This window comes from Allobosea sp., from assembly GCF_048595345.1.
GTDB lineage: Bacteria > Pseudomonadota > Alphaproteobacteria > Rhizobiales > Beijerinckiaceae > Allobosea.
In genome coordinates this window covers 65,613-89,596 of record NZ_JBMDWH010000243.1, presented here as the reverse complement: position 1 = coordinate 89,596, position 23,984 = coordinate 65,613, and the positions used below count along the sequence as shown (strand labels likewise).

Here is a 23,984-nt window from a genome sequence, read left to right as displayed (position 1 = left end):
CCGTCGCACCAAATATTGCGTCGGAGTCGCTGCCGAACGAGAGCGGCTGCGCTTTTTATTGTGTCGTTCGGCTCGATTCGAAAATCTGTTTACTCCGCCTGTTCCCTGCGCATCGCGTCTTGTTGTTCTCTTTGGCGCAGCATTGCTCAGAATATTGAGCGGCGCAAGAGGCCATCGAAGGGCTCCTTGCGCAGGAAATAGGCACCAACCTCGACAGGGGCCGGCTGTTGCAACGCGCGGAGGCCGCCTGATCACGCAGAAAACGGCTTCGCTCGCCGATTCACGGCCAAGAGATGCTCGACGGCAGCGCGCAGCCGATGGTCAGTTTTCTCGACGGGGCAGCTGGGCTCGGGACTGATCGTTCACGACCACGATAAGACGGCCTCATCGATGCAGAATGTCGCGCGGGCGTTGTCCCGCAATCCCTCAAAGACCATCGGACTGAGAGAGCAGAGCGAGTGCCCGGGTCACGAGGCTGTCGGCGAAGGGAAGATCGAGAGGCAGGTGGCCGACGAGCAACCGGTAGAACACCGGCGCATAGATCATGTCGAGCAATGTCTCGATATCGGCAGGCGCGGCTATCTCTCCACGCGCGACAGCCTCGCCGACCAGTCGCCGCCCGGTCTCCCGGCTCGACAGGATGACGCGGTTGCGAAAGGCCTTCGTCATCTCACTTTCGGGATCGGAGGATGCCAGCGCGAGCGCGATCTGACGGCCCCGTGTCGTCGCGAAGGCCGTGACCAGAGCGCGCATCTGGGAGCCGAGCGATCCCGCCACATTCTCCCCTGCCTTGCCGGAAGGCGTCGCTGGATCGGCCATGAGCGCTGCCATCGCCAGTTCCACGGCATTCGCCCAGTTGCGGTAAATGGTGGGTTTGCTGACCCCGGATCGTGCGGCGACGGCTTCGATGGTCAGCCTGCCGAAGCCTTCGTTCAACAGGATGTCGCGAGCAGTTCGCAGCGCCTTGTTCCGGGCTTCCGGGCTCGGTGGCCTGCCACGCAGGCGTGCCGAGGGTGATTCGTCTTGACTCATTTCATTACGTTACGTATCGTAATTAAACAAGTCATGCAAGGAGCGGTCATGCCGTCTATCACTCTGGTAACACCCTATATTGTGGTGCGCGGTGGTGAAGCGGCCATCGCCTTCTACAAGACTGCCTTTGGCGCGCAGGAAATTTTCCGCATGACCGATCCCTCCGACGGGCGCATCGGCCATGCAGAACTCCGCTTCGGCGAGAGCGTCGTCATGCTCAGCGATGAATATCCGGATTTCGGAGCGGTGAGCCCGGACACGCTCGGCGGTTCGTCCGTCACGTTGCATGTGTCGACAACCGCGGTCGATGCGGACGTGGCTGCAGCCGCCCTGCACGGTGCCACGGTGTTACGCGCGGCCGCCGACCAGAGTTTCGGGGAACGCAGCGCATTGTTGCTCGATCCCTTTGGTCATCGCTGGATGCTGTCGCAGACGATAGAGGCGGTCTCCCCGCAGGAGATGCAGCGGCGATGGAATGAGGAAACCGGAGCATGACCGCCGGCGAATAGGCATGGCCGATGCCAAGGAGGCGTTCAACCGCGCGATGGTCACCAACGATCCCGCGAATATCCGCCAGCATCAGCGCGGATGGGGTGCTGGTGATGCCGGGACGCGGCCCCATCCCGGGCACGAATGCGTCGACAAAACCAGGCAGAGAAAACGCTAGCTTTTCAGCAGCTGTCGACGACGGAAGCACGCCGCGAAAATAGGCGGCATCGCAATCTAGTGACTGAGTAAGAAAGAATGGCGCGCCCGAAAGGATTCGAACCTCTGACCCTCAGATTCGTAGGCCGATCGGGCGCGCTGATAAATAAGGCGAGCGTTACCGCGAGATCACGCTGACCCCTTGATAAGGCCGAGCGCCACGAGATCGGCGCGCATCTGGTTCAGCAGCACCTTGTTGGCCTCGCCGAGCGCCTTGCTCTCGTTCACCCGAGTGACCAGATCGTTCGCTTGGGCGGCAGTGGTGAAGCCATAGGGCGTGGAGTTCGTGGCGCCGGTCGTCGCGACGTTCGCGCCCACCGTCGCGGTCACGGCCGCCTGATTCGCGCTGGCCGGCTGAGCGATCGGCGTGGCGCCGAAGAACGCGCGCTGCGCCGCAGCGGTTCGCCCGAGCACGTTGCGCCAGAATGAGCCGAAGGTGCGCTTGGCGTTGGGCGAGCCGCTCGTCGGGCGCACATAGATCAGTTCGCCGTCGTTGGCGTCGGCCGGCGCGTCGGGCAGGTTGGGGAGGGTCGTCATGAGGGGCGCCTCTCTTGCCGCAGCCGGTCGATCTCACGCTGCATCTGCTGAAGCGCATCCCGCAGGCTGAAAGTATCGCCGAACTGCTTTTTCAGGTCATCAATCTGCCGCTGCACCGCGCCGATCTGGGCATCGATCGAGCGGGCGCGTTCCTGCTGCTCCACCCGTGGAACGGTCACGTTCTCCAGGGCATTGATGTCCTGCAGAATCCGCGAGATGTCGGTTTGTGTCCGCGTCGACCGGGCATCGAGCTCGCGGACCGTGACATAGCGTTCGGCAGTGTCCTTCGCGAACGAAGCCATGGTCTTGTTAACCTCGGTGAACCCTGCCGACATCGCTTTGCTGATCTCCAGCGTCGCCACCTTGAGGTCGCTCTGCCCTTCGCGGATTGGCCAATAAGCGAGCCCACCCACAAGGCCCACCACCGCCAAGAGCACTGTCGCGAAGCCCGTTAGAACCGGCCAATTCGTCTTCGAGCCCGCATCGATTTTTTGCGAAAGCGCCCCGATCTGCTGCGCAATACCGCCGATCGCCTGCTCAAGCCCGTAGACGCGCTGCTCTAGCGCGCCGACATTGTATCGGGCCTGATGATCGGTGTTGCCGCCGCCGCGCCTAGTCATCTCAGACACTCGATTTCCACCCGCAAGCCTTCGCGCCATACTCGTTGTGCTTCAGGATGGCAGCCTTGTCCTGTGCATCCATGGCCGCCGCAGCAGCCGCGCTTGGGCGGATCACGGAGGAAACGTCGCAGAAGTCGCCAGCGTTCCTACCGGCGCACCCAGCGGTCGAAACGCTGATCGCGATCAGCAGGGGCAAGATCATCGATTTCACTGTCGGATTTCCTCTTGGCGGCGATCGCCTCGGTGCGATGTCGATCCTGCTCGGCTTGCTGCTCGGCCCGGCCGGTGCGGTGACCCTTGAGCCAGACCCCGATGAGGAGAGCCACGGCGCCGCCGGCCGCCGCCAGATATCCGCCGAATTCAGAGAGCAGCCACGCCATCAGGCCTGCTCCTCTACCGTCTTCGGGCGCCGCAGCAGCATAAAGATCACGACGGCGGCGAGGACGCCGGCAACGGCCAGGAAGATCGGATCGGAAAGAACGTCCTTGTTGTCGCGCCAGAACCCGGCGACTGGACCGAGGGTGGTCGTAACGACAACAGCGCCAGCAGCGGCGCCACCGACCTTCTGCTCGGTGCTGACCGTCTTCTCGGCAGGCGGCGCAGGGACCGCCTTTGCAGTCCCTTCGGCAGGAGCGATGACGGGCGGCGTCTGCGGTGCGCCACGGGACATGCGCATCGCCCGGTTCCGAATGTCCGCCAGCCGGTTCAGCCAGCCCTTTCCGAACCTCGAGAACGTCGGCAGCCCGCGCAGAAATATCTCGCGACGATCGCACAGGTCGGCGATGACGCGCGCGATATCAGCCTGTTCAGCCAGCGCCTTCAGCGTCAGGTTGCCGACCCACCCATCGGCCTTGACCCCGAGCGCGGCCTGCAGCGACTTCACTGCACGATCGGGGCCGCTGTTCACGCCGAAATCGTAGACGCAGAGGTCGACGCCGGCCGGCAGCTCATCGCCAGCGACCCGCTTCCAGTAGCGTTCGCGATAGATCGCCAGTGCGGTCGCGCGGTCCAGATTGCGAATTTCACGGTCAGAAGCCGGACGCCCGAGATAGGCCGAGAGCGTCGCCTGCGTGATACCAAACATGGTCTTGCCGCCGGGATCGGCCGGATGATCGCTCCATCCGCCTTCCCATTTCGCGGTGATCGCGTGGCAGGCTTCGAACTTGTCGGACATCTGGCACCTCGTGATGCCAGACCATGCGAGCGCGGCGTCTCAGGCGCACCGCACAGCAGGAACTTAGAACGAAGCCTCCCAGTGAAACGTATGGTCCCCAGCCAGCCCCCAATTGATATTGAAGGTTGTCGACGTGATGTTGCTGACGAAGAAGTTGCCAGCGTTGCCATGCGGCGTCACTAAGACATGCCGGGGGGCGACTGACATCCCGTGAGGCAGGGTCATGGTGTTAACGGACCCTCCGGGAGAGTTTGCGCCCTTGTTGCGATAGACGAGCCCGCGATCATTCCCAATCTTGTAGGAGCTACCGGTATGCAACGCGGCCTGCGTCGCAGGATTCCAGATGTTGCCATCGAACGAATAGTCCCCACCGCCCCCGAAACTGCCGAGCGTCACCCAGGAGCCCGATGAAGGCGCGGGGCTGAAATCGATGTTACCCTCGACTATGCAACGCGAGACGCTATCCAACTGAATTGCTGCAGTTGCGTGCTGATCAAAGTCGTTGCCAAGAATCTTCAGACCGCTGACACGCTGGCCGGAGTTGGCCGCCGCCACGATACCATGCGAGCCGAAGTAGAAATCGTTGCCGATGATCTTATGGCCCGGCCCTGCGCTTGGCTCGAAGCGCAGACAGATCCCGACGCCCGACTGCCGCATGCCGATCCAGTTGCCGATGAACTCTGTCTTGCTCGCGCCATCTCGAATCAGCACGGCGTATCCGCTCGCTTGATCGAAGACATTGCCGACCGCAGTGGTCAGAAAACTGTCGCCTAGATCGAGGTTGATGCCGCCTGTATTGATGAAGAAGCAGCCCAAAAGCTTGAGGCCTTCCACACGAGGCTTCGCGCCATCGACATGCTCGACCCTCAAGCCATTGCCGATGCCGCCGAACCGGGTGTTGCCTTGAACTGCGCAGTTCTGATTGTGGCTGTCCAAAGCCAGCCCCCATGCATTCGCATGAAGGGTCTCGAATTTGCAGTTGTCGAAGGTGAAGATATCTCCTTGGCTCCAGACCAGATCGCCGCCTGACCCACCCATGTCGCCCTTGAAACCACAGTCCCGGAATGTGGGCGTCTGGCCGCGCGGGATCGAAACGCACCGGGTGTTGAAGCCTGTCGTATCAAAGTTGATGCCTTCGATCACAACGTCAGTCGACCCGGTGGGGAGCTCAAGCAATTCGCCGAACGCCGACGCCGCCCGGAACGTAGTGTTCTCCGTCCCCTGACCGAGCAAGCGGACGCCGCTCGACGCAATGACAAGCTTTTCGGTGAGCAGCCAGTTGCCCGGGTCGACGTTTAGTATGCGCTCACGCGCGATGGAGCGATCGATCGCATACTGAAGCAGCTCCCCACCATCTTCGGGATCCCCCCAATCGCCCGTCGAGATTGTCTCGCGCATCTTGTTCTGCAGAATGCGGATACGAGCATTCGCACCAAGCTGCTGGAATCGGAGTTTCGTCGAAGAAATCGCATCCTCGGCGTCGGTCGGCTCGGCAACTTTGCTGTCGGTCACCGCCCCATCTGTCGGGATGCCTGGAGACGGTGCCGCCGCAGGATAGATTGGTTGGCCGATCGCATTGAACGCGATATATTTTTCGGCGCGCTCCATGGCAGGAGGCAGCCTGAAGCCATCTTCGCCATAAGGAACGGTCACGGACTGCTTACCGCGCAGATAGAGCTCACGATCGACCGCCGTCAGCGTGTTCAATTCAGCGTTCAGATCACGCGCCGGAACGCCGCGCCCCTCTTTGAATTGGGACTGCCTGCGTGGGGCGCGATCACCTGTGATCACCAGCGAGCCTGTCGCTTGGCCGGCCAGCATGACGCTCCCGTTGACCCACGTGTTCGGCGCGCCGTAGAACCCAGGCACCAGTGTCCCTGAGAATGTCCAGCCCGATTGGCTCTCGCCATCCAGATCAACCGCGAGATCCGCGCCCGCCCCATCGAAAACTGCAAACGGTACAGGAAAAGGCCCGGCCGACGAGACTGGGCTGTATTCGACAGCGCGGTCAGAGTTGGGGATTGTGGGCTGATCAGTCATGGCGAAACGATGTCCGTCTCACCGCGCGCCTGCACCGCACAGCGCTATCTTGGCGCTTGTTGCGGGATTCCGAACTGATGGTTCACGCCCTTCTCGACCTCATCAAGCAGCCGGCGGATCATGAACAGATTCTGGAACGGCATCAGCCGGCGAACCGCCGTGGTGTCGGACGCGGTCCATTCGCCCTCGGCAGCCGAACCGCCGATCTGCGCCAGGCGCTCGATCTTGTTGGCGGTCGGCCCGGCGAAGGTGCCCAGGATGCCGCGCGACTGCATGCGCGAGAGAGGCTTGTCGGCACCGATCACGCGGTAGATGTCGGCATTCCCGCGCGTGAACTTCGCGCCCATGCTGTTGATCTCGTCGAACCAGCCCATAACGCCGGAGCGGGAGATGCCTTCCTTCACCCAGTCCTGCGGGCGCTCGCTGGCCTTTTGCCCCGAAACCAGCGTGTAGAGCCGATAGGACAGCATGCCGAGCGTGACGGCGGCAAAGAGGCCCTGCAGCGTGTTCCAGTCCGAGCGCTGGAGGTTGGCGATCAGCATGCGTTCGTTCGAGGCGGCGATGAACGCCTTGAACTGCCCAAGCAGAGAGGCGACCGGCTTCGACATCCACAGCGGTTTCTCCAGCCCGGGCGTGATCACGGTCATATCGACCTCACGCTGCAGCGCAGCCTCGAAAGCCTTGGCCGCACCCCGGTCCTTCCATGCCTCGGTGTTCGGCAAGCGCGCGCCGTCCACTTTTGCCCCGCCGCCATCTGACCACGCGGCGTGAATGCGCCGAGCCATAGCGTCGTCGATCGATCCCTCCGCCAGGTTGGCGATGTCCTTCGTCGTCGCCTTGCCCATCGCAACGCGCTCGACCGCTCGCAGCATCTCCGCCGAGCCCACCGTCGCGGCGATGCCCTTGGTCCAGTCGGTCCAGAACGTTTGCCCGTTGATGAGCTGCGACTTGTCCGCCGCCCATTTCACCGCGCGCTCGAACCGCGTTCCTGGTCGATAGTTCTCAGCGACATCGGCGATCGAATGGCCGCGGAGGTTGGTCTGCGTCTCGACTGCCAGGAGCATTGCGCGCAGCTGCCGCTTGTCGGCCTCGCCGGCCGGCGCCGTCGTGAGCATGCGCTGGAAGAACGGACCCCAGCCATCCTTGAAGGTGTTCAGGAAGCCGTGGCGGAACACGACGCCTGCCGCGTCACCCATGCTGTTGAGCGCGGCGGTGCCCAGGTCGGTGATGACGTTGACGTTCTTCGCCACCTGCGCATAGCGCGCGATGTTGCGGCCCGTCGCATCCTGCGAAAAACCGAAGGTGCCGCGGATACGATCGCGCGTGGCAGCAACGTCGCGGAGGAGCATCTGCTTCTCCTTCTCGATCGCGGCCAGTTCCTTCGCATTGGTCGTGCGCGCCGCCTTCGCAGCCGATTCCTCGACGATCTTCTTCATCGCCTCGGTCATGTCGACATCACCGAACCGCTCGACCAAGGCCATGTCCGGCAGCATCGTGCGCGTGACCGTCGACAGGATATGTTCCGCGTCATCTTCGATCAGGTCGCGGACCATGCTCGTCGGGATGGCGAAGTCGCGCGAGAGGAGCGAGCCGCGCTGCTGACCGGCTTCCTGCGTCACCATCGCGCGCGGGCCGCCCGAGGCAGCGTCGTATGGCAGGCGCCCGTCCGGCGTGCCGAGGATGCGGTCGACGATCTCATTCGCGCGCGCATCGAGCTCGGCTCGCGACAGGTTGCGGTCGGAATTCAGGATGCGCGCGACGGCCCGCATCATCGGCTTATCGGCACCAGCCAGGCGCGGCGCGTTCGGGTCGCGGCCCACTGCCGCCTTGTCGCGGGCCTTGATCGCAGACAGAGCCTCGTTCGCAGAGCGGCCGCCCCACTCGCCAAGCTCCTGTTCGATCCGCTTCATGATGTCGGCCTCGACCGCATCCTGCAGCCGCATCGCTTCATCGATCAGCTCCCGCCGCGTCGCGGCTTGGGCCTGCCGGTCCTGCAGAATGCCGATGCGGCCGCGGCTTGCGCGATCGGCCATGCCGGCTTCCGCCTGGCGGCCGCCGACCACCCGCGCCTCACCCGCCAGTTGCTGGCGCCCCTGCAAGCCCCGCTGCACGGCGGCGCGCGCTGAGGCAAGGTCTTCCTTCGCGAGCGTCAAGCGCCCATCGACACCTTCAAGCTTCACGGACGGCGGGACCGCAGCACCTTCCATCTCCGCCAAGGCGCGATCCAAATCCTCCAGCGTGCGTGCCGGCGCGCTATCGCCCCGGAGGAATGCCGCAACATCCTCCCGAGATTTCGGCGTGAAGCCAGCGCGCGACATCGCCTCGTCGACCGACGCAGCGAACCGCGTCGCGTCGAGAGCCGCATGCTGCTGCCCCGTCATACTCTCCAGCCAGAACCCAGGCTGCCGTCCGCGCGACGCCTCGTCGATCCAGTCCAGCACCTCGCGCTCGGTCGGACGCTCGGCCAGCTTGTATTCCTGCCAGAGCTTTTCGCCAATCTCGTCGATGGACATGCCATCACGGCTGATGAGCCCGGGATGCGCGCGCGTCGAGCCGATGATGAACTTCACGTCACCACGGGGATCGGCGATGCCGCCGGACGCCGCCAGATAGTGCAGGAAGGAAGGTTCGCGCGCCGGGCGACGGTTTCCCAGCACGATATCGGCCGCCATCTTACCGACCCGATCCGAGAGGGCACCGGCTGCTTCCTCCTGATCGCGCTTGATGAGGTCCGCTTCCGAGACACGCGCCTTCGCATCCTCACGCCGCGCCGCGCGATAATCCTTCTCCAGGTTGTCGATCCGCTCTCGCAGAGCCGGGTCACGCACCTCCTGCCGCATGGTGGAGATGAACTCTTCCATGTCGGACTGCTCTTGCGCGAGCAGCGCCTTCCGATCTGCCAGCACATCGACCCGGCCCGCAGCCCGGCGCGCTTCCATGGCGCGCTCCGAGATCTGGCCTTCCAGCTTCTGCGTCGTCGCTTCGAGCCGCTGAACCTGCGCTTCCAGTTTCGCGCGCGCGGCGTCAACCGCGTCGAGTTCGTCGCTCGCGGCCGAGAGCCGCTCCTGCGCGCCAGCCTTGCGAGTCTGCTCTCCCTCCAGCCAATCGGCGAAGCGCTTCACTGCGTCCGGCCGGCGCTCGGCCAGCTTCTCGCGGTTCCAGACGCGGGCAAACCACGACGGGTCGCCTTTCGGCGCGGCATCGGGATCGAGCAACCCGAGCGTCACCGCCTTCTCGCGGATCGGGTCCAGGATGTTCGAGCGGATCGTCTTCGCCGCCTGCTCGACCTGCGGGATCGCGTGGGTGTCGCCGGAGAACAGCGCGTTCGTCACCTCGCGCTTGAAGTCGTTGAACGACAGCTTGCCCTCTTCGACCGCACCGCGCAGATCGTCGATCGCCGCGCGCGCCATGGCCGCCGAAGGCACCGCATCACCGAACCGATAGGCGGTGAACGCATCCTTCAGCGTCTCCGCCGCTTCCAACTGCATGCCGAGTTTCTGAGCCTGAACGATCCGGCTGACCGGGGCGCCCCCGAACGAGGTCGCGATGCCGCGCTCGTTATCCTCGAAGCGCAGCGCGGTTTCGGCCAGGTCGGCCATGGTCCGCTTCGCCGCCACGTTGTCAGACGAGAACACCCGCAGCGTGGGGCTCATCTTCTCGACCAGCGTGGAGAGGCCCGGCACCTTGTCCAGCCCATAGCCCACGAGTTTGAGCTGACGAACGTCGGTTGCCGCGGCGCCAGCGGCGACCGGCTGCGCGGCCGATCCTTCCACGATCTCGGATACCAGCTTGCGGTCCTGCTCAAGCAGGCCAGTCAGCGCCTCACGTTCGGCGCGCGTCATAAGCGCCGCAGCACCGCCACCGATCAGCCCTCCGAGGATGCCGCTGGTCGCGATCGAGATGGCGCTTTCGGCGCCGGTGCGGGTCGCCTGGTTGGCCTGCAGTGCGATTTCGGAGACGCCAGTCTGAAGGGCGGTCAGCCCGCCGACCGTGGCCGCCGAGCGCAGAAAGTCATAACCGCCCCGCGCCGATTTCACCACGCCGCCGACCGGCAGGAACATTAGGGGATCAAGCGTGCCCGCCAGGATGCCGGCCGCCACTCCCCAGCCGCCCGCATCATGGAGCGCGCGCTTGTCCGCTTCTTCCTGGTCGACGCGCGCCTGCCACGCGCGCATCTCCGCCGGAGACTGAATCGAGATTACATCGTCCAGATGGTCGCGCTCATACTTCGTCCCGCGGACGGCCTCGACCGGATTATAGCCGGGCTCGGCCGGATATTCGGGGCGGTTCAGGAGCGCGACGACGTTCGTAACCGTGTTCTCCTGCCGGAATGCGGCCGACAGCGGGTCGCCGCTCGGCGCGCGCGGCGCAAACGGGACCGGCTCCGGCACAGTGGTTGGCGTGCGCAGTGCGGTTTCGGCCGGGGCTTCAGCGATCAATGGCATCAGTCGGGTTTCTTCCGGGTGAGGAGCGCGCGTCGACGCTCATCGGCGCGGCTCTGCTCGGCCATGATCGGCTTCATGCGCTCAAAGGTGGCAGCGGCATCGGCTCGAAGCGGGACCATCGCCATCTCCTGATCCGCAACCCACCGCATTTGCTGGCCCTGCGCATCCTGCAGCGGGACATACATGCCTGTGGCCGGGTCTTTCACCACGACGGGATAGGATGGCGGCTTGCCGGCGGAGAACTCGGCCTGCGTCCGCGCATCAGGCACGACCATGCGCTCGGCATTGAGCAGCGCCGTAGATTTCCCCGAGATCACATCCTGGCGGGGCACGCCGCCGGCAAATCCCGCGGGATCGGTGACAGCCGCGCCCATCCCGACAAGAGCCTGCTGCACGTCGTTGTCGAATTGCTTCTTCATCCAGTCGAACGAGCCGTTGATCGGCTGGAAGGCCGGCGACCTCTCCGGCGCGAACTTGGTCAGCCGGCCGCCATTCAGCGCGGACGGCGCCCACACGCGCTTGAGCCGCTCCACAGCAACCTCGCGCGCCTTTCCCTCGTCGCCGATCTCGGCATAGAGGCCGGTGAACTCGCGCTCGAAATCGGCCTTGAGCTCACCCGCCTGCAGGGGCGCAGCCGGCTCCCCCGGAGCGCTGAACGGCACCCAGTTGCCGAAATAGCCAGCGACATCCGAAGGCGTGATCTTCTTGATCTTCTCCTCGGCATCATCGCGCAGGCTCTTGCGCGCCTTCTGCTGTGCTGGATCGTCGACCCTCTGCATCTCCTTGGCGATGCTCTCGGCCGGCATGAACGCCATCTTCGCGTTCCAGACCTCCAGCCTGTCCTCCACGCTCAGGAACTTCTTCGCGAAGCCTTCCGGGTCGCGGCGCCGTTCGGCATCCAGAGCCGAGAATGCCGCCGTCATCTTCGCCGGATCGCCCGAGCGCGTCATGCCGATCAGCGCATCCCGAACCGGAACCTGCGCCAGGAGCGCGCCGAACTGATCCGGCGGCAGCGCGGCCAGATTGCTGAGCAGGCCGCCCGACGCCTGCCCATCGCCCTGCGCCAGCTGCTGGGAAAGTTGCAGCGTCTCCGCCTGCGTGAGCGGGCTGACTGCCTCAGTGGCGCCGGAAGCCTGCCGCATCTCGTTCGCAGCCTTCGCGCGCGCCGGCAGGGATGCACCGACATTCGCCCAGTCGATCGGCGGCTGCGCCGGAATCATCTTGTAGCGCTGCCCAGCGCCGATCGGGTCATCAGCCAAGGCCTTGTCGCGCGCGCCGAAGGACTCGGTGAGGTTGTCGACCATGGCGCGCTGGACCTCGGACGACCCGCCTGACAGCTCCTGCGTGAGCCGCTGCATGGCGGCGTCGCGCATGGGCTTCGGCAGCCCTTCGAGTTGCTTCGCTGCCTCCAGCGACTGCACGAGGCTGATCGTCTCGGTCTTGAGCTTCTGGTCGCCGGAGAGCGTCACCATGTCGACGAAGGCGTTGAACTCTTCGCCGGTCGGCGGCAGGCCCTTGCGAAAGCCATCGGCGATCGACGGCATCAGCCGACGCGCATCGCTCGCCATCGACCGCTTGTAATCGTCGATCATCGAGGCGTCGGGATAGAGATAGCCGCGAGCGCCGCCGGCAATGCTGAACTGCCGCGGCTGGGCAAAATCCGGCCCGCCGCCGACCGGAGGAGGCTTCCGATAGCCCGCGACATTATCGAGGCCGAAGAGCGAAGAACTCACCGTGCCGCTCACCCGGTTACCGGCGTCGTCGGTGCCGCCCTGGTTTCCGCCGAGCACCCGGATATAGCGCTTGCCGTTCTTCTCCTCGAAGCCCTGCACGATGCCAGCGTGGCCGCTGCCATCCTTCCAATCGAATACGACGATATCGCCGGCCGTGGGCTGGTCGGTCGCCTGCCCATAGTTCAGGAAGTCGAGCGCGCGCAGGGAGCCAGAGCCTTTGCGGCCCGAGGCGCCCATGATGCCGTTCACGAAGGCGGCGCACCACGGCACCTTTGCCGGGTCGATGTCGGTCCCAGCATACTGCTTCAGGAACGACTTGATCGCCGCCCGCCCGCCGGGATCGTTCTCACTCATCCCGAGATATTGCGTGCCGATCTGCTCGGCCGTGGTGCGGCCCGCGATCTGCCGGCCGTTGAACATGATCGGCCCGGTCGGAGCGGCGCCCATGTTCAGGCGCGCCATGATCTTCTCTTTGTAGTCGCGGGTTTCAGCCGGCAGCACGGCATCGTTCTTGCCGGCGGCGATCCACTCTTGCGCCACGCCGGGGCCGGCGTTGTAAGCGACGAGCGCAGACTGAACGTCACCGCCGAAGCGCCGCAGGTTCTGAGCCAAATAGGCCGAGCCCATCTGCACATTCTGCTGCGGATTGGCCTTCAACCAGGCCTTGACCTCCTCGTCGCTCTTGCCCTGCAGATCCCGGATGCCAAGCCCAGCCGCCAGCTCGCGCGCCGTCCCCGGCATGATCTGCATCAGGCCAGAGGCGCCCTTGTTCGATTCAGCCAGCGGGTTGAAGCTCGACTCCTGCCCCATGACGGCCTGCACCAGCCGATCCATGCCGGGGGCGCCGGCGCCGGTGATCGCCATCTTGGCAAAGCCGACACGATCAACGGTCGGCAGGCTTTCGAACATCTTCCACTGCTGCTTCGCCGCGCGCGTCTGCACGAGCTGCCGGACGGTGTTTGTCGCGCCCGCCTGCGAAGCGCGCGTCAGGAAATCGTCGAATGACTGATCATCGACCTCGACGCCGTTCTTCAGCCCGGCCAGCATCTCGCGGCCCTCGGCCTGCACCTCGCGGCGCGCCGTCGCCAGTTCCTTCGAGCGCTCGTTGATGACGCTCTCGGCGAGGTTCCGGTAGGTCCGGCGTTCTTTGGCGTCCATCGCCAGGGTATTGTCGTCGAAGGCGCCCTGCACGAACTTGCGTGCGGCGTCCACGCCCTGGTCGCCGAGGATGCGCCGCGTCATCGACGCGATGCTTTCGCCCTTCAGCCGCGTGTCGAGCCGCTGGGTGTCGAAATTGTCCTTCTCGGCATTGTAGGCGAACTTCGGGTTCGCCGAGAGCTGCGCACCAAGATCCTTCCACTCGTCGCGAGCGCGCTTGAACTCGTCGGTGTCGGTGCCGCCGTTTGCCGCCAGCGCCTCCAGATTGTCCGCCACCAGCTTGCGGCGATCCACCAGCGAGTTGAACGCATTCCGCATGTCGAGGTCGTGCTTCGCCGAAACGAGCCCCTCGAAATACTGGCTGGCCTGCCGGTCGGCTTCGTCCTGAATGAAGGGCCGCAGCAATGCGTCGCCGGCCTTGCCCTTGTTCTTGACGTATTCCTTCGCCGCTGCCTGAAACTCGGCCGGGCGCCCATCGAAGTCGTTCCGAAGCTGCAGCAGTTCCGACGACACGTCCGTCTTGATCGAGGCGAGAGCCGCCTGCCGCGCCGCGGCATTGTAGAGCTTGTCTCCGCGCGTGAACTCGGCTCGCCACTGGACCTGCAGGTTGCCGTCCGCGTCCTTGGTGACGGCCTTCGCGCCCTCGGCCTGATGGTAAGGCGCCGCAGCATCACCCAGCGCCTCGCCCGCCGCGCCCAGCGCCTTCGCGAGCTCGGTGTACGGCTGAACCATGCGCTCGCCGCTAATCTGCGACGTGGGCGTGGCAGCAAGACCGGGCTGCGGTCGACGGGCGCCAGATGCTTCGAGGATATCGACCATGGCGCCTTACTTCATGAATCCGGCCACTTCCTGGCCGAGCGAGAGGATGTTTTTGGCTTGGCCAAGCGTGGCGGTCGTGCGCGCCGTCTCGCCACGCTTCCAGGCCGCGGCGGCATCGCCCTCCAGCCCAAGCGCTTTCAGCCGCTCGTTCGAGACCGCCGTGATGCGGGCGTTGTCGCTGAGCGAGCGCGCCTTGTCGTAGATTGCGAACGATGTCGGCGAGTCGAAGCCGACGTTTTGCCCGGCGCGGATAGCCCCGATATTCTGGAGCGTGTTGTTCAGGTCGTCGCGATAGGCTGCATCGGTCTGAATAGCGCGGACCTTGCCCGCCTCGGCCGCCATCTTCAGCTTGACCGTATCGATCTGGGCAGCGACCTTGTTCTGGATGCCCTGCGAGATGCCGCCGGCAATCTCCATGCCCTTGCCGGCAATGCTCATCACGGCCATTGCCGGTGCTGCTGCGGCGCCCATCACATCCTCACGAAGTCGACGGGCTGAAACTGCGGCGGGCGGCGCCTGACCGCACCGCACATCGGCTAGATCGTGACCTCTGTCGTCATCTCCAGGATCGTCAGAGCGCCGGGCAGTTCCTGCTTCACGCCCCAGCGCGGGTCGAAGCTGCGACCCGTCAACCGCGTGCGGTATGTCTCATCGCGCAGAGGTGGCGGCAGTTCCTCGTTCTCGCCATCGCGGTAGAACGGGACCAGATGGTCGCCGATCTTCAGAGCCTGCGAGCGCTGGACGGTGGCGCCAATCTGCTTGATCCGGCGCGGACGCAGGCGCTGCTTCCGGGAAGGACCGCCATCCGCATGCGGGACGAACGGCTCGGCCTCGACTTCGAAATTGAAGCCGCCATTCAGCCCGATCACACCTTGAACAGGAATCGAGCCTGAGAGCGACCCGTCCGGCTGGACCGTGTATTCGCCGCGATACCAGCCATTACGCTCGACCGAGAGCATCGTGCCCGCCGCCCAATTGAACGAGTAGACGTTCTCCAGGGTTAGGATGTCGGTGTCCGACAGGTCGAGATAGTCGCCAGGGTCCAGTTCGAGCCCATCCGCTCCGATCACGGACGCGATGGCCTGCGATGCGTCGAGGAGCAGTTCGTCGTCGAACACCTCAACGAAGCGCATTGTCCCGACGCTGGTCTCGTATCGCGCCGTCACGATCACGGAATCGCCGCCGGCCGAGATCCACTCAATAGCGCCCAGGCCGTCCCAAGGCACCCAGCCGACCCAGCCGCGCGTCGTCGGCGCCTTCTGGTAGCGTCCGACCGCCAGCGTGCCGTCTGCATTGCCGATATAGAGGTAGCGTTCCGGCGCCGAGACATCCGCCGTGCTGGTCGCCAGCGACAACGGCGAGCGGATCAGCGCGGAGTGATATTCCGACAGGTCCTCGACGATATACGGGCGAGCCGTCTGCCCGGTGCCGACGATCGCGAACACGCGGGACCGGGCACTGTTGATGAAGATCAGGCCATCGGTGGTCGACCGCGGCCGGATATCGGAAGCCGGATCGTCCGAGATCAGGCGGAAATCAATCGAGCCAGGGATCAGCGGATTCGCGACCGAAACCGGCACATAATAGTTGCCCTTGTCGGTGAACACGAACTCATCGGCCCCGCCGACGACATCGAGCACCAGGCAGTTCTCCGGGACGAACTCAAAGATCGCGTCTTCCTTCTCCGCGCCAATGCGGAAGTCATTGAGCGTGCCCGTCGACGACCACACGATGGCGGCGCCAGCCTGTGCCATCTTGCAGAAGATGATGCGCTGCACGTCCTTTGATACGCAGCCCGGCCATCCCCGGAAATCGGAGATCAGCGCCTCGGCCCACTGCGTCGTCGGGACGGTCGCGCCGGGATTCTGGCTCGTCACCTTCATCTTGGAGCGCGGGCCAGCCACGAGCTCGTCGGCGGTAAAGCCGGACCAGTTCTTCTCGACCAGGACACGGATGACGAGGCCGACGATTTCGACGACCTGGCCGCGGGCGCCCGAGGTGACGCCCTCGACTACATCGCCGACCGAGAGCCCGAGCACATTGTCGACCGCGACATCGAAGGTCGGGGGCAGTTCCTCAATCACATTAGCCGTCGCCGTCGTTGGGCTGTTCACGGAGGTGATGACGATCTGCCGGCCGGCATAGGTGAAGACGACGCCATAATGGCCCAGATCGAGCACCGGAGCTGAGAATACGACCGCGATCGACCCGGCCCGTGCGCTGGGCTGCATCGTGACGCCGCTGCCGAGGTAGAAATTGTGGAAGGGCTGCCGCGTCGAACCATTCGGGTCGACAGAGAACGCGAACTGCGACGCGGACCAGGAATTCGCCAGTCGATCATAGGAGAAGACCTGCGGGCGCATGCGCTGATGGGCGAAGATGACCGTGCCGCCGCTCTCGACCCAGCGCAGTTGCGGCAGCATGTCTGCGGTCCAGGGCAGGCCCGTGAACCTCAGCGCGACGGTAAGCGAGGATGAGCGGAAGGTGATGCTCCCGGCCTCGACCTCCATGTACCATTCGATGCCAGCCGCCGGACGCACCTTCTCGCAGATGCCCGTGGTGCGGAATAGCGCGCGACGTCCCGGCCGCCGGGCCAACCCGCGCGAGGCGAGGATGCGGACGTTCCGCGCGGTGCGCAGGCCGGCCCGCATGATCTCGGTATCGTCGGCACGCAGCGCGGTCGGATCGATCTGCCCGGCCGAAAAATCCCGCTGCGCGATGATCTGGGCGTCCATCAGCCCCCCGTATATCGACGCGAGCCACGGCCCAGCCGCCGGGCCGCAGTGCGGGACAGGAACATGGCGCGCGGCGGTTCCTGGCGATCGAGCGCCGAACGCACCTCCTCCAGCATCGCTTCGACCTCAGCGTCTCGCCGCCGGGCATTGTCCGTGTCCTCGTTGAAGCCGCGGAGCAGATAGCTCTCGACCTTCATGGTCACGAGCTCTGCGAAGAGGAGCGGCCACTGACCGAGCGCTGGCGCGCGGACATACTTGACGCTCACGCCTTGATCGTAGGGGCAGCACAGTTTCTGGTCGACGATCTCGTATTCACGAATGGCATTACCGCTCCAGAACGCATTCTCGACCAGCAGGCAATCGCCGGGCAGTTGATAGGCGTTCGAGAAGGTCTCATGCGGCGAGACCGGCAGGCGCCCCGCAAGCGGAACCGTCGTGTTCGCGAAGTTCCACTGGTGGCGCGGGATCAGGAACGAGAGAGCCCGGCGATATGCCGAATCTGCCGCCTCCCACTCGGCCGACCCGTCATATTCGACGTTCACCCGGTTGTTGCCGGTGGCCTGCAGCGCATCGTTGATGACGGTGAGACGATCCATGGCCGGACGGTGCGGCAGCTACGACGCGACCGCACCGCACACCCGCCAGGTCAGAACACCAGCGCGTTGACCAGCGCCTGTGCTTCGTCGGCATAGCCGGGCTCGGTCTCGTGCGGGACGGTATCGCGGTGAAGGCCGAGGCTGTTGGCGAACGTGTAGCTGACGAAGCGCGCATCGTGGTCCACGACCATGCAGCCCTGCGAGGCGCCGAGCCCGACGAGAGCCTGCCGTAACTCCTGCCGTTGCGCGGTGGTCCCGTAACCGCCAGCCTGGCCGAAAGTCGGGACTTCCAGCACAACGTCGGCGCCGGCAGCCTTCGCATTGGTGATAATGTCGAGGATGTCGGCGGTGTAGACGGCCAAGTCCCAGCCGACGTTGAGGTTGTTGGTCCCGAGCTGGATAATCACGAGGTTGGGCTGGATAACCGACAGCATCGTCGCTGCGTCGATCGTCGAAGAGTTGGTCGAGGCATGATAACCGGACACCGTGCCGAAGGCGCCGCCGTTGATAATGTCCACGGCGGGGGCAGTGCTATCGTATGCGATCATGCCGACGAAGTTGAGGAAGCCCCCGCCGGTCCTCTGGACGTTCCAGGTATGGGCGCCGAGCGTCGTCGTGGCCGTCGCCTTGCCCGGCTGTTCGGCGGGCGGCGACACGTTGAGGGTTGTCAAGACAGTGGGGCTTGCATCGACCGTGATCGAGCCCTGCCCGTCCGCGCTCCGCAGCCGGAAGAAAGACTCCAGCGTGTCGGTATTGCCCGCCGCTGCGAAATTGATCGACGTCGTGCCGTTGGTTGCCCAGGACACGCCGCCGAGCGTTTGAGGGCCGCCGCTCCAGCCGGCGCCGATCGTCAGGCGGGCATCATATGCGACCTTGGCCGCCGGGCTGGCGAGGCCCGATGAGCCGAACCAGGCATTGCGGTTCGTCGGGATGCCCGCGGCGGTCAACTGCCGGGTGAAGTGTGCAACCTTGGAGCGCGGCTCTGCGCCATCGGTCCAGGTGTTCCCGGAGGAAGTGCCGGCCCCCGTGCCGACCGTCTTGCTGTCGCCGATGAAGACGACCCGCGCCCGGCCAAGTCCGGCTCGCACCTTGGCGAGCGCGGCATGCCAGCGGCGCAGATTGGCGGGGGTGCGGAAGTAGATTGTCGGGACGCCACCGTTGGCGATGGGCAAACCGTCAGGGCCATAGAGCTCCGACATCATGATATCGAGCTTGGGCAGCAGCGTTTCCAGCGACTCCTTGCGCCCGTCGTCATCCCCGACGCGATCATAATTCAGCTGCTGGCGCGGCATCGGTGCTCTCCTATTCGGCGAGCACAATCCGCCACGCTAAGTCACCTCGCACCGCACATCAGAGCAGGCCGCCCGAGGCTGTCTGCTTCCAGGCCGTGCCGTCAAACTCGAAATCGGCCCAGGTGCTCGCACTGAGCGTGCCCACCAACGTCGACACCGAATTGACCAGCAGGCTCACCAGCCCGCCAGCCTCGCGCTTGATCCGAAATCGGGCGCCCGAATAGGCAAGGGCTGTGGTCAGCGTGACGGTGCGCTGTGCGCTGAGCGTGCCGCCGAGGATCTGCGTCGGGGCATTGGCCAGAGCCGCCAGAGACATGTTCGCATTGGCGTTCGCCACTGTGTTGACCGCGAGCGGACGAACCGGCTTCCAGACAGCGCCGTTGCTGATGACGTAATCCGGGTTGCCGTCGAAGAGATCGGTCACCCAGGCATATTTCCGCAGGTTCTGCGTCGCATCGGGCAGGGTTGCGAGGGTATAGTTGCCGGACAGAAACGCAGTCGGCGCCATCGCTCCGATCGTCTGGCCCATCTGCAGCACGGTCGCCGCAAGCGCCCCTGCGTCGAGATCGGCAGGCAACCGCTCGTAGATGTCTCGGAACATCGCATCGAGCTTCGGAACCAACGTCTCCATCGATTCCTTGCGGAATCCGCTGAAAAGCCCGACCTCATCCCAATTCAATTTCTGACGCTGCATCGCCCCCTCCATGCGAAAGGGGCCGGGCTATTTGCCCAGCCCCCTCGATAGTGCCCCAGCCGAACCGCCGTTCAGGTGTTCGGCGAAGTCGTCGCGTGGCCGCTGCCGAGTTCCGCCGCCTTCGCCCGGGCCGCCGCCTCGTCCAGACCGCTTTCCACGATCGCGTCGTTCGACGTGTCGATGACGTTGAACTTCTTGTTGCCCACGTGCTCGACCTTGTAGCGCGGCACGGCCGGGCCTGCGTTCGGATCGCGGTCCTTCTTCTTCGCGCGCGGGTCGTCATAGGAATAGCGCTTGGGGTCGAACTCCAGTGCCTCGCGCGCATCGACGGAATCCAGCAGGTGCTCGCGCACCTCGTCGCCGTCCTTCTCGAAAACCTTGACCTTCGCCATTGGCGCAGTTCCTCAGATGATCCCCGGCTCAGCGGCCGGGGTCGTTGGACAGGAAGGCGGTGTAGTTGATCGAGGGCGTGGTGCCCGCCGCCTTGGTGAAGAGCCGGACATACCGATAGACGACATCCGCCTGCTCGTTGGTGACGCCGAGCTCGTAGCGGCCGACCGTCGAGTTCTGGCCGCCGCCGTCGCGCGCCGCCGTGGCACCGAGGTTGAGCTGCGCCAGGTTCTCGATGCCGGAGGCGAACGAGGACGAGTTCGAACCCTGCACGATGATGTCGTAGGCTTCGTCCGTGGACGAGATGTCGATCGCGCTCACGTCGATGACGACGGTCCCCTCGAAGCGGGCGGCGCCCATGTCGAGGATCTTGTTCGAACCGCCGACCTGAGCCGCAGCGGAGGAGGTGACGGCGCCAGCATCCTTGAGCTGGAGCAGCGCGTCGAAGGTGAAAGTCCGGCTGCCCATCGCGAGCCCCCATGTTCGAGAAAGGACGACGGGGCCGGAGCCCCGCCGGGTTCGTTACGCGACGATCGCCGCGTTGGTGATCGAGGACAGCCGGGTCAGGCAGTACTTGTGCTCGTCGACGAGGCCGACATCCCAGGACAGGTGCGTCCGATAGGTGATGCCGTTCTCCAGCAGGCCCATGTCCTTGAAGGCCATCGGCTTGAGCTGAATGCCCTTCAGGCCGCCGTCGCGGAACGACACGACGTAGATCGAGGTGGTGACGGGCGAACCGCCGCCGGCCGCGACCTCGGAGAAGGGCAGCATCGCCGCGTGATCGTCCTTCTGGTAACCCCACAGGATCGGGAGGCCGCCGTAGGACATCTTCGGCTTGCCGATCTCGTCCCAGGACTGCATCACGAAGCCGGTCAGGGTCTGCGTGCGCGCGGCCTGAATCCAAAGCGGCATCGTCGCGTAGTCGGCGATGATGTGGGTCGGCGTGTTGGTGTTCGCGATCGCCTGGTCCAGCTTCAGCAGCGAGAGCGGGCCGCCGCCGGAAGCGGCGTTGTTGACGATCGTCCGGTTGAACAGGCGCGAGCGGCGCTGCAGGCCGTCGAAGACGCGCGGGTTGCTCGTGTTGTCGCCCTTCAGGAAGGTGTCGATCCAGAGCCGGCCGGCCGCGGCCATCGCCATCGTCTCTTCGCGGGCACGGCGGGTCTCGCCGTAGCGGTCGACGATCGCGCGGTCCACGTCGAGGTCGTGGTCGACGATGTAGCTCGACTCCTGGAAGGGCGAGATGACACCGACGCCGGTGGTCGACGGCTCGTTGATGCCGCGGAAACCGACCGTGGGCAACGCCGCCTGACGGAAGCCCTCGTAGACCGCGCCGGTCAGGCCGTCGAACGGGATCGCGCCCATCACGTCGGACGACGTGGCGAACATCTCGATCAGCGGGCGTTCGGGCGAATTCGTGCCCAGGCCCTTGGCGTACTCGATCAGCGTCTTCATGGTTTAACCCCCTATCGCCCGCCGGACGCGGCTTTGCGCGCGGCAACCAGCTTCTCCGCGGGCGACATCGCCGCGTATTCCTCTTCGGTCGGGCCGGCGTGGCCGCCGTCTCGTCCGCTCTGCGTGAAGTTCGGCGCGCCGCCGCCGGAGGCGAGGCGCATCACCCGCTCCAGCGTCTCGATGCCCACCTTGAATTTCGTGATCCCGCCGAACAGCACCGCCGCATCCGGCCCGAGCTTGGCGTTCACCCAGGTCTCGACGGCCTTCTGGCGATCGGCGGCCTTGGGGCCGAGCTGCTCGAACTGCTGCTTGAAGACAGCCTGATCCGCCTTGGCCTGCTCGACCTGCATCTTGGCGTAGGAGCCGACGAGCTTCTCGAATCCGGGCTGGTCGAGGCCGAGGTCGTGCGCCACGGCGCGGCCGAACGCGAACATCGGGTCCTTGTCGTCGAGCTCGAAGGTCACGCCCTCGCCGAAGTCGAGCCCATCGGGCAGCTTCAGCTCGTACCCTTCCGGCTTCTCCGGCGCCGCGGCGCGCTTCGAATCCTCGCCGGCCTTGAAAGCGGCCAGATCGTCGAGGTGGGTCTTGAGGTCCGCGCCTTTGATCGCGCCGCCTTCGCCGTCCCAGAACTGTTCGGGAAGCCAGTCGGGACGGGAGGGCTTGTCAGCCGGGGACGCGGCGGCGGGCGCCGCGGCTGCCGGGGCCGCCGCTTGCGGCGCGGCCTGCTCGCTGGAGGGCGAGGTCGGAGCGGGCGTCTCGGTGCTCGGCTGCGTCATCGGTCGGCTGGTCCTCAGGGACGAACTGCAGAATTTCTGCAGCCAACCTGCGGCGACCCTCGGAATCATGCACCGCACAGGTCGGAGCGCCGAGCGGGAGCACCTTCAGAACCTCGCGCCGAAGCCAGAGCGCAATGCGCTCGCCATCGCCGCGCGTGCCGCGATCAGTCAGCACGCGAGCCCAGGCTTCAGCCAGTTCCTCGTTCGGCGTCATACTGGCGGGGCTCCACCTGTTGCCGGGCCAGGCCCACCGCCGCCACCACCGCCGAGCAGCGGGCCGAACTGCTGGATCGCCCCTTGAATGTCCTCGGCCTTGCGGAACACCACGATCTTGTCGCGGAGCTTCCGCTGGACGTTCTGCAGCGTGGCAGAGCCGTCGATCTCGACCATGGCTGTCTGCTGGAAATAAGCTTGCGCCATCTGCAGGATGCGGCCGGCGACCTGCACGTCCTGAAATTCCTGCGCCTGCTCTGTCGGATCGTAGGGCGTCAAGGCGACCGTCTTGCCGTTGACCTTGATGTCGTCGATCGTGCCGCGCGCCATCAGCAGGTACTTGAAGCGCAGGAACAGCTCGGCCGGCCCTTCCTTGAAGAAGATTTCGCCCGGCGTGCCGAGCCGGCGCTTCGCGCGCTGGATCTCGTCCAGCCACTGCTCCGCGGTCGGAGGCGTCTTGCCCTGCTGCTCCGGGTAATCGGCAAAGAACAGGCGTTTGATCCGGCGCTCGATGTCCTGCGTCACGAACTCGGCAAAGTTGACGTTCGAGTCGAAGCCCAGCCGCTCGACCGGCGAATGCTGCCAGGGCCGGGCCTTATAGCCCATGCCCGGCTCGATGCCGTTTTCGAAGTTCATCACGCCGTCGTCGGCGTAGATGAAGGGCGAGTGGATCTGGAAATCAGCGTTCTCGATCTTGAGCGCCTCGGTCTCGTCGAGCCGGCGCAGCTCCGGCAGCGCCTGCAGTGCGGGGCCGTGCCCGAACGGGAACAACGTGTCGGGATTGAACCGCCAAACCAGCAGGGGGCACGAGCCCGCACCTTTCAGCTCGGCCGCGAAAACCTGCTTCTCGCCGACGCGGATGACGTGCTGCCAATAGACATCGGCATCCTTCTCCCAGAGGCGCCACCAGCCCCAGGACACGACGCAGCGCTCGTTGCCCTTGTCCTTGATCTTTTTCTGCACATCGGCGGGCAACCCCACGCCGGGCAGCAGCGCCGGCAGGTGCCGGTAGCGCGTGTGGCGGACAATGAACCGATCGTCGATGTCGCCATAGGGTCCGACGTTGATCTCCAGCTCGCGCAGCGGAACGGGCTGGGACACGATGGGCTCGTGCGCGCGCAGGTCCGACACCCACAGCGCCACCGTGCCAAGCGCCGCATCGGGCATGTAGGCGAGCGCCAGTGCGGCATAGAGGTTCGAGGCGCGGATCGCTTCGAAGATCGTGGTGGTCTGCGCCGCCACGTCATCCTCAATGTCCGACCATTCGTCCTCGGTCAGGTCGATGCCGCGCTGCTGCTGCGCCCACTCGATGATCTTCGGCGTGAAGGTGTTCAGGAGCTCGGTCGCGAAATCCTGCGCCATCTCCATGCCGAGCGAGATCTGCAGTTCCGCGATGTCGCTCTCGCGGCCGCGGTCAGTCTGCGAACTCTGCGACGAGACATCCCGGCAGCGCTGCGGAGCAGTGAAGAAATAGCCCTCGCGAAGGTCGACATCGATCTGCGACTTGTAGCGCCGGCAGTCCTGCAGCCGCTGTGCCGCTTCCTTCTCCAGCTTGGTTTTCTCGCCGGCCATG

Annotated in this window: 20 protein-coding genes; 2 read left to right on the top strand and 18 right to left on the bottom strand. The window is 65.1% G+C overall.

Features of this window, described 5'->3' with window-relative positions:
• Positions 1–426: 426 nt before the first annotated feature.
• Positions 427–1,032: a TetR/AcrR family transcriptional regulator gene (locus ACOJTB_RS21565; protein ID WP_420104575.1), complete on the bottom strand. Its 606-nt coding sequence runs from the start codon at positions 1,030–1,032 to the stop codon at positions 427–429.
• A gap of 48 nt (positions 1,033–1,080) precedes the next feature.
• On the opposite strand from ACOJTB_RS21565, the gene ACOJTB_RS21560 reads away from it, so the two are divergent.
• Positions 1,081–1,527, top strand: coding sequence for a VOC family protein (locus tag ACOJTB_RS21560; protein ID WP_420104574.1), 447 nt, complete (start codon positions 1,081–1,083; stop codon positions 1,525–1,527).
• A gap of 16 nt (positions 1,528–1,543) precedes the next feature.
• Positions 1,544–1,699 (top strand): hypothetical protein, encoded by a 156-nt coding sequence (locus ACOJTB_RS21555; protein WP_420104573.1) that lies wholly within the window; start codon positions 1,544–1,546, stop codon positions 1,697–1,699.
• Between the two features lie 167 nt (positions 1,700–1,866).
• On the opposite strand, the gene ACOJTB_RS21550 is transcribed toward ACOJTB_RS21555, so the two are convergent.
• The 17 genes from ACOJTB_RS21550 to ACOJTB_RS21470 form a co-directional block, all read right to left on the bottom strand.
• On the bottom strand, positions 1,867–2,274 hold the full coding sequence (locus tag ACOJTB_RS21550; protein ID WP_420104572.1) for a hypothetical protein: 408 nt from the start codon (positions 2,272–2,274) through the stop codon (positions 1,867–1,869).
• Positions 2,271–2,903: a hypothetical protein gene (locus ACOJTB_RS21545; protein ID WP_420104571.1), complete on the bottom strand. Its 633-nt coding sequence runs from the start codon at positions 2,901–2,903 to the stop codon at positions 2,271–2,273. The genes ACOJTB_RS21550 and ACOJTB_RS21545 overlap by 4 nt, the downstream gene beginning before the upstream one ends.
• A gap of 137 nt (positions 2,904–3,040) precedes the next feature.
• Positions 3,041–3,274: a hypothetical protein gene (locus ACOJTB_RS21540; protein ID WP_420104570.1), complete on the bottom strand. Its 234-nt coding sequence runs from the start codon at positions 3,272–3,274 to the stop codon at positions 3,041–3,043.
• Positions 3,274–4,068: a glycoside hydrolase family 108 protein gene (locus ACOJTB_RS21535; protein ID WP_420104569.1), complete on the bottom strand. Its 795-nt coding sequence runs from the start codon at positions 4,066–4,068 to the stop codon at positions 3,274–3,276. Before ACOJTB_RS21535 ends, ACOJTB_RS21540 begins: the two co-directional genes overlap by 1 nt.
• A gap of 63 nt (positions 4,069–4,131) precedes the next feature.
• Positions 4,132–6,108, bottom strand: coding sequence for a right-handed parallel beta-helix repeat-containing protein (locus ACOJTB_RS21530; protein ID WP_420104568.1), 1,977 nt, complete (start codon positions 6,106–6,108; stop codon positions 4,132–4,134).
• 44 nt (positions 6,109–6,152) lie between these two features.
• Complete coding sequence (locus ACOJTB_RS21525) at positions 6,153–10,553, bottom strand: hypothetical protein (RefSeq protein WP_420104567.1); 4,401 nt, start codon at positions 10,551–10,553, stop codon at positions 6,153–6,155.
• Positions 10,553–14,176, bottom strand: a complete 3,624-nt coding sequence (locus tag ACOJTB_RS21520) for a transglycosylase SLT domain-containing protein (protein ID WP_420104566.1) — start codon at positions 14,174–14,176, stop codon at positions 10,553–10,555. Before ACOJTB_RS21520 ends, ACOJTB_RS21525 begins: the two co-directional genes overlap by 1 nt.
• 93 nt (positions 14,177–14,269) lie before the next feature.
• A complete protein-coding gene (locus ACOJTB_RS21515) occupies positions 14,270–14,734 on the bottom strand; it encodes a hypothetical protein (protein ID WP_420104565.1) in 465 nt (154 codons plus the stop codon).
• Positions 14,735–14,799: 65 nt separating this feature from the next.
• Positions 14,800–16,998 carry a phage tail protein gene (locus ACOJTB_RS21510; protein ID WP_420104564.1) on the bottom strand — a complete coding sequence of 733 codons (2,199 nt, stop codon included), beginning with the start codon at positions 16,996–16,998 and terminating at the stop codon, positions 14,800–14,802.
• The gene (locus ACOJTB_RS21505; RefSeq protein WP_420104563.1) at positions 16,998–17,594 is read right to left on the bottom strand and encodes a phage connector family protein; all 597 of its coding nucleotides are present in this window, start codon (positions 17,592–17,594) and stop codon (positions 16,998–17,000) included. Before ACOJTB_RS21505 ends, ACOJTB_RS21510 begins: the two co-directional genes overlap by 1 nt.
• A 50-nt stretch (positions 17,595–17,644) precedes the next feature.
• The gene (locus ACOJTB_RS21500; RefSeq protein ID WP_420104562.1) at positions 17,645–18,886 is read right to left on the bottom strand and encodes an SGNH/GDSL hydrolase family protein; all 1,242 of its coding nucleotides are present in this window, start codon (positions 18,884–18,886) and stop codon (positions 17,645–17,647) included.
• 58 nt (positions 18,887–18,944) lie between these two features.
• On the bottom strand, positions 18,945–19,580 hold the full coding sequence (locus ACOJTB_RS21495) for a hypothetical protein (RefSeq protein WP_420104561.1): 636 nt from the start codon (positions 19,578–19,580) through the stop codon (positions 18,945–18,947).
• A 71-nt stretch (positions 19,581–19,651) separates the two neighbouring features.
• Positions 19,652–19,972 carry a hypothetical protein gene (locus ACOJTB_RS21490; RefSeq protein ID WP_420104560.1) on the bottom strand — a complete coding sequence of 107 codons (321 nt, stop codon included), beginning with the start codon at positions 19,970–19,972 and terminating at the stop codon, positions 19,652–19,654.
• Positions 19,973–20,000: 28 nt separating this feature from the next.
• On the bottom strand, positions 20,001–20,438 hold the full coding sequence (locus ACOJTB_RS21485; protein WP_420104559.1) for a hypothetical protein: 438 nt from the start codon (positions 20,436–20,438) through the stop codon (positions 20,001–20,003).
• Between the two features lie 54 nt (positions 20,439–20,492).
• Positions 20,493–21,422: a major capsid protein gene (locus ACOJTB_RS21480; protein ID WP_420104558.1), complete on the bottom strand. Its 930-nt coding sequence runs from the start codon at positions 21,420–21,422 to the stop codon at positions 20,493–20,495.
• Between the two features lie 11 nt (positions 21,423–21,433).
• On the bottom strand, positions 21,434–22,198 hold the full coding sequence (locus ACOJTB_RS21475) for a hypothetical protein (protein ID WP_420104557.1): 765 nt from the start codon (positions 22,196–22,198) through the stop codon (positions 21,434–21,436).
• 210 nt (positions 22,199–22,408) lie between these two features.
• On the bottom strand, positions 22,409–23,983 hold the full coding sequence (locus tag ACOJTB_RS21470) for a portal protein (protein ID WP_420104556.1): 1,575 nt from the start codon (positions 23,981–23,983) through the stop codon (positions 22,409–22,411).
• Position 23,984: the final 1 nt, after the last annotated feature.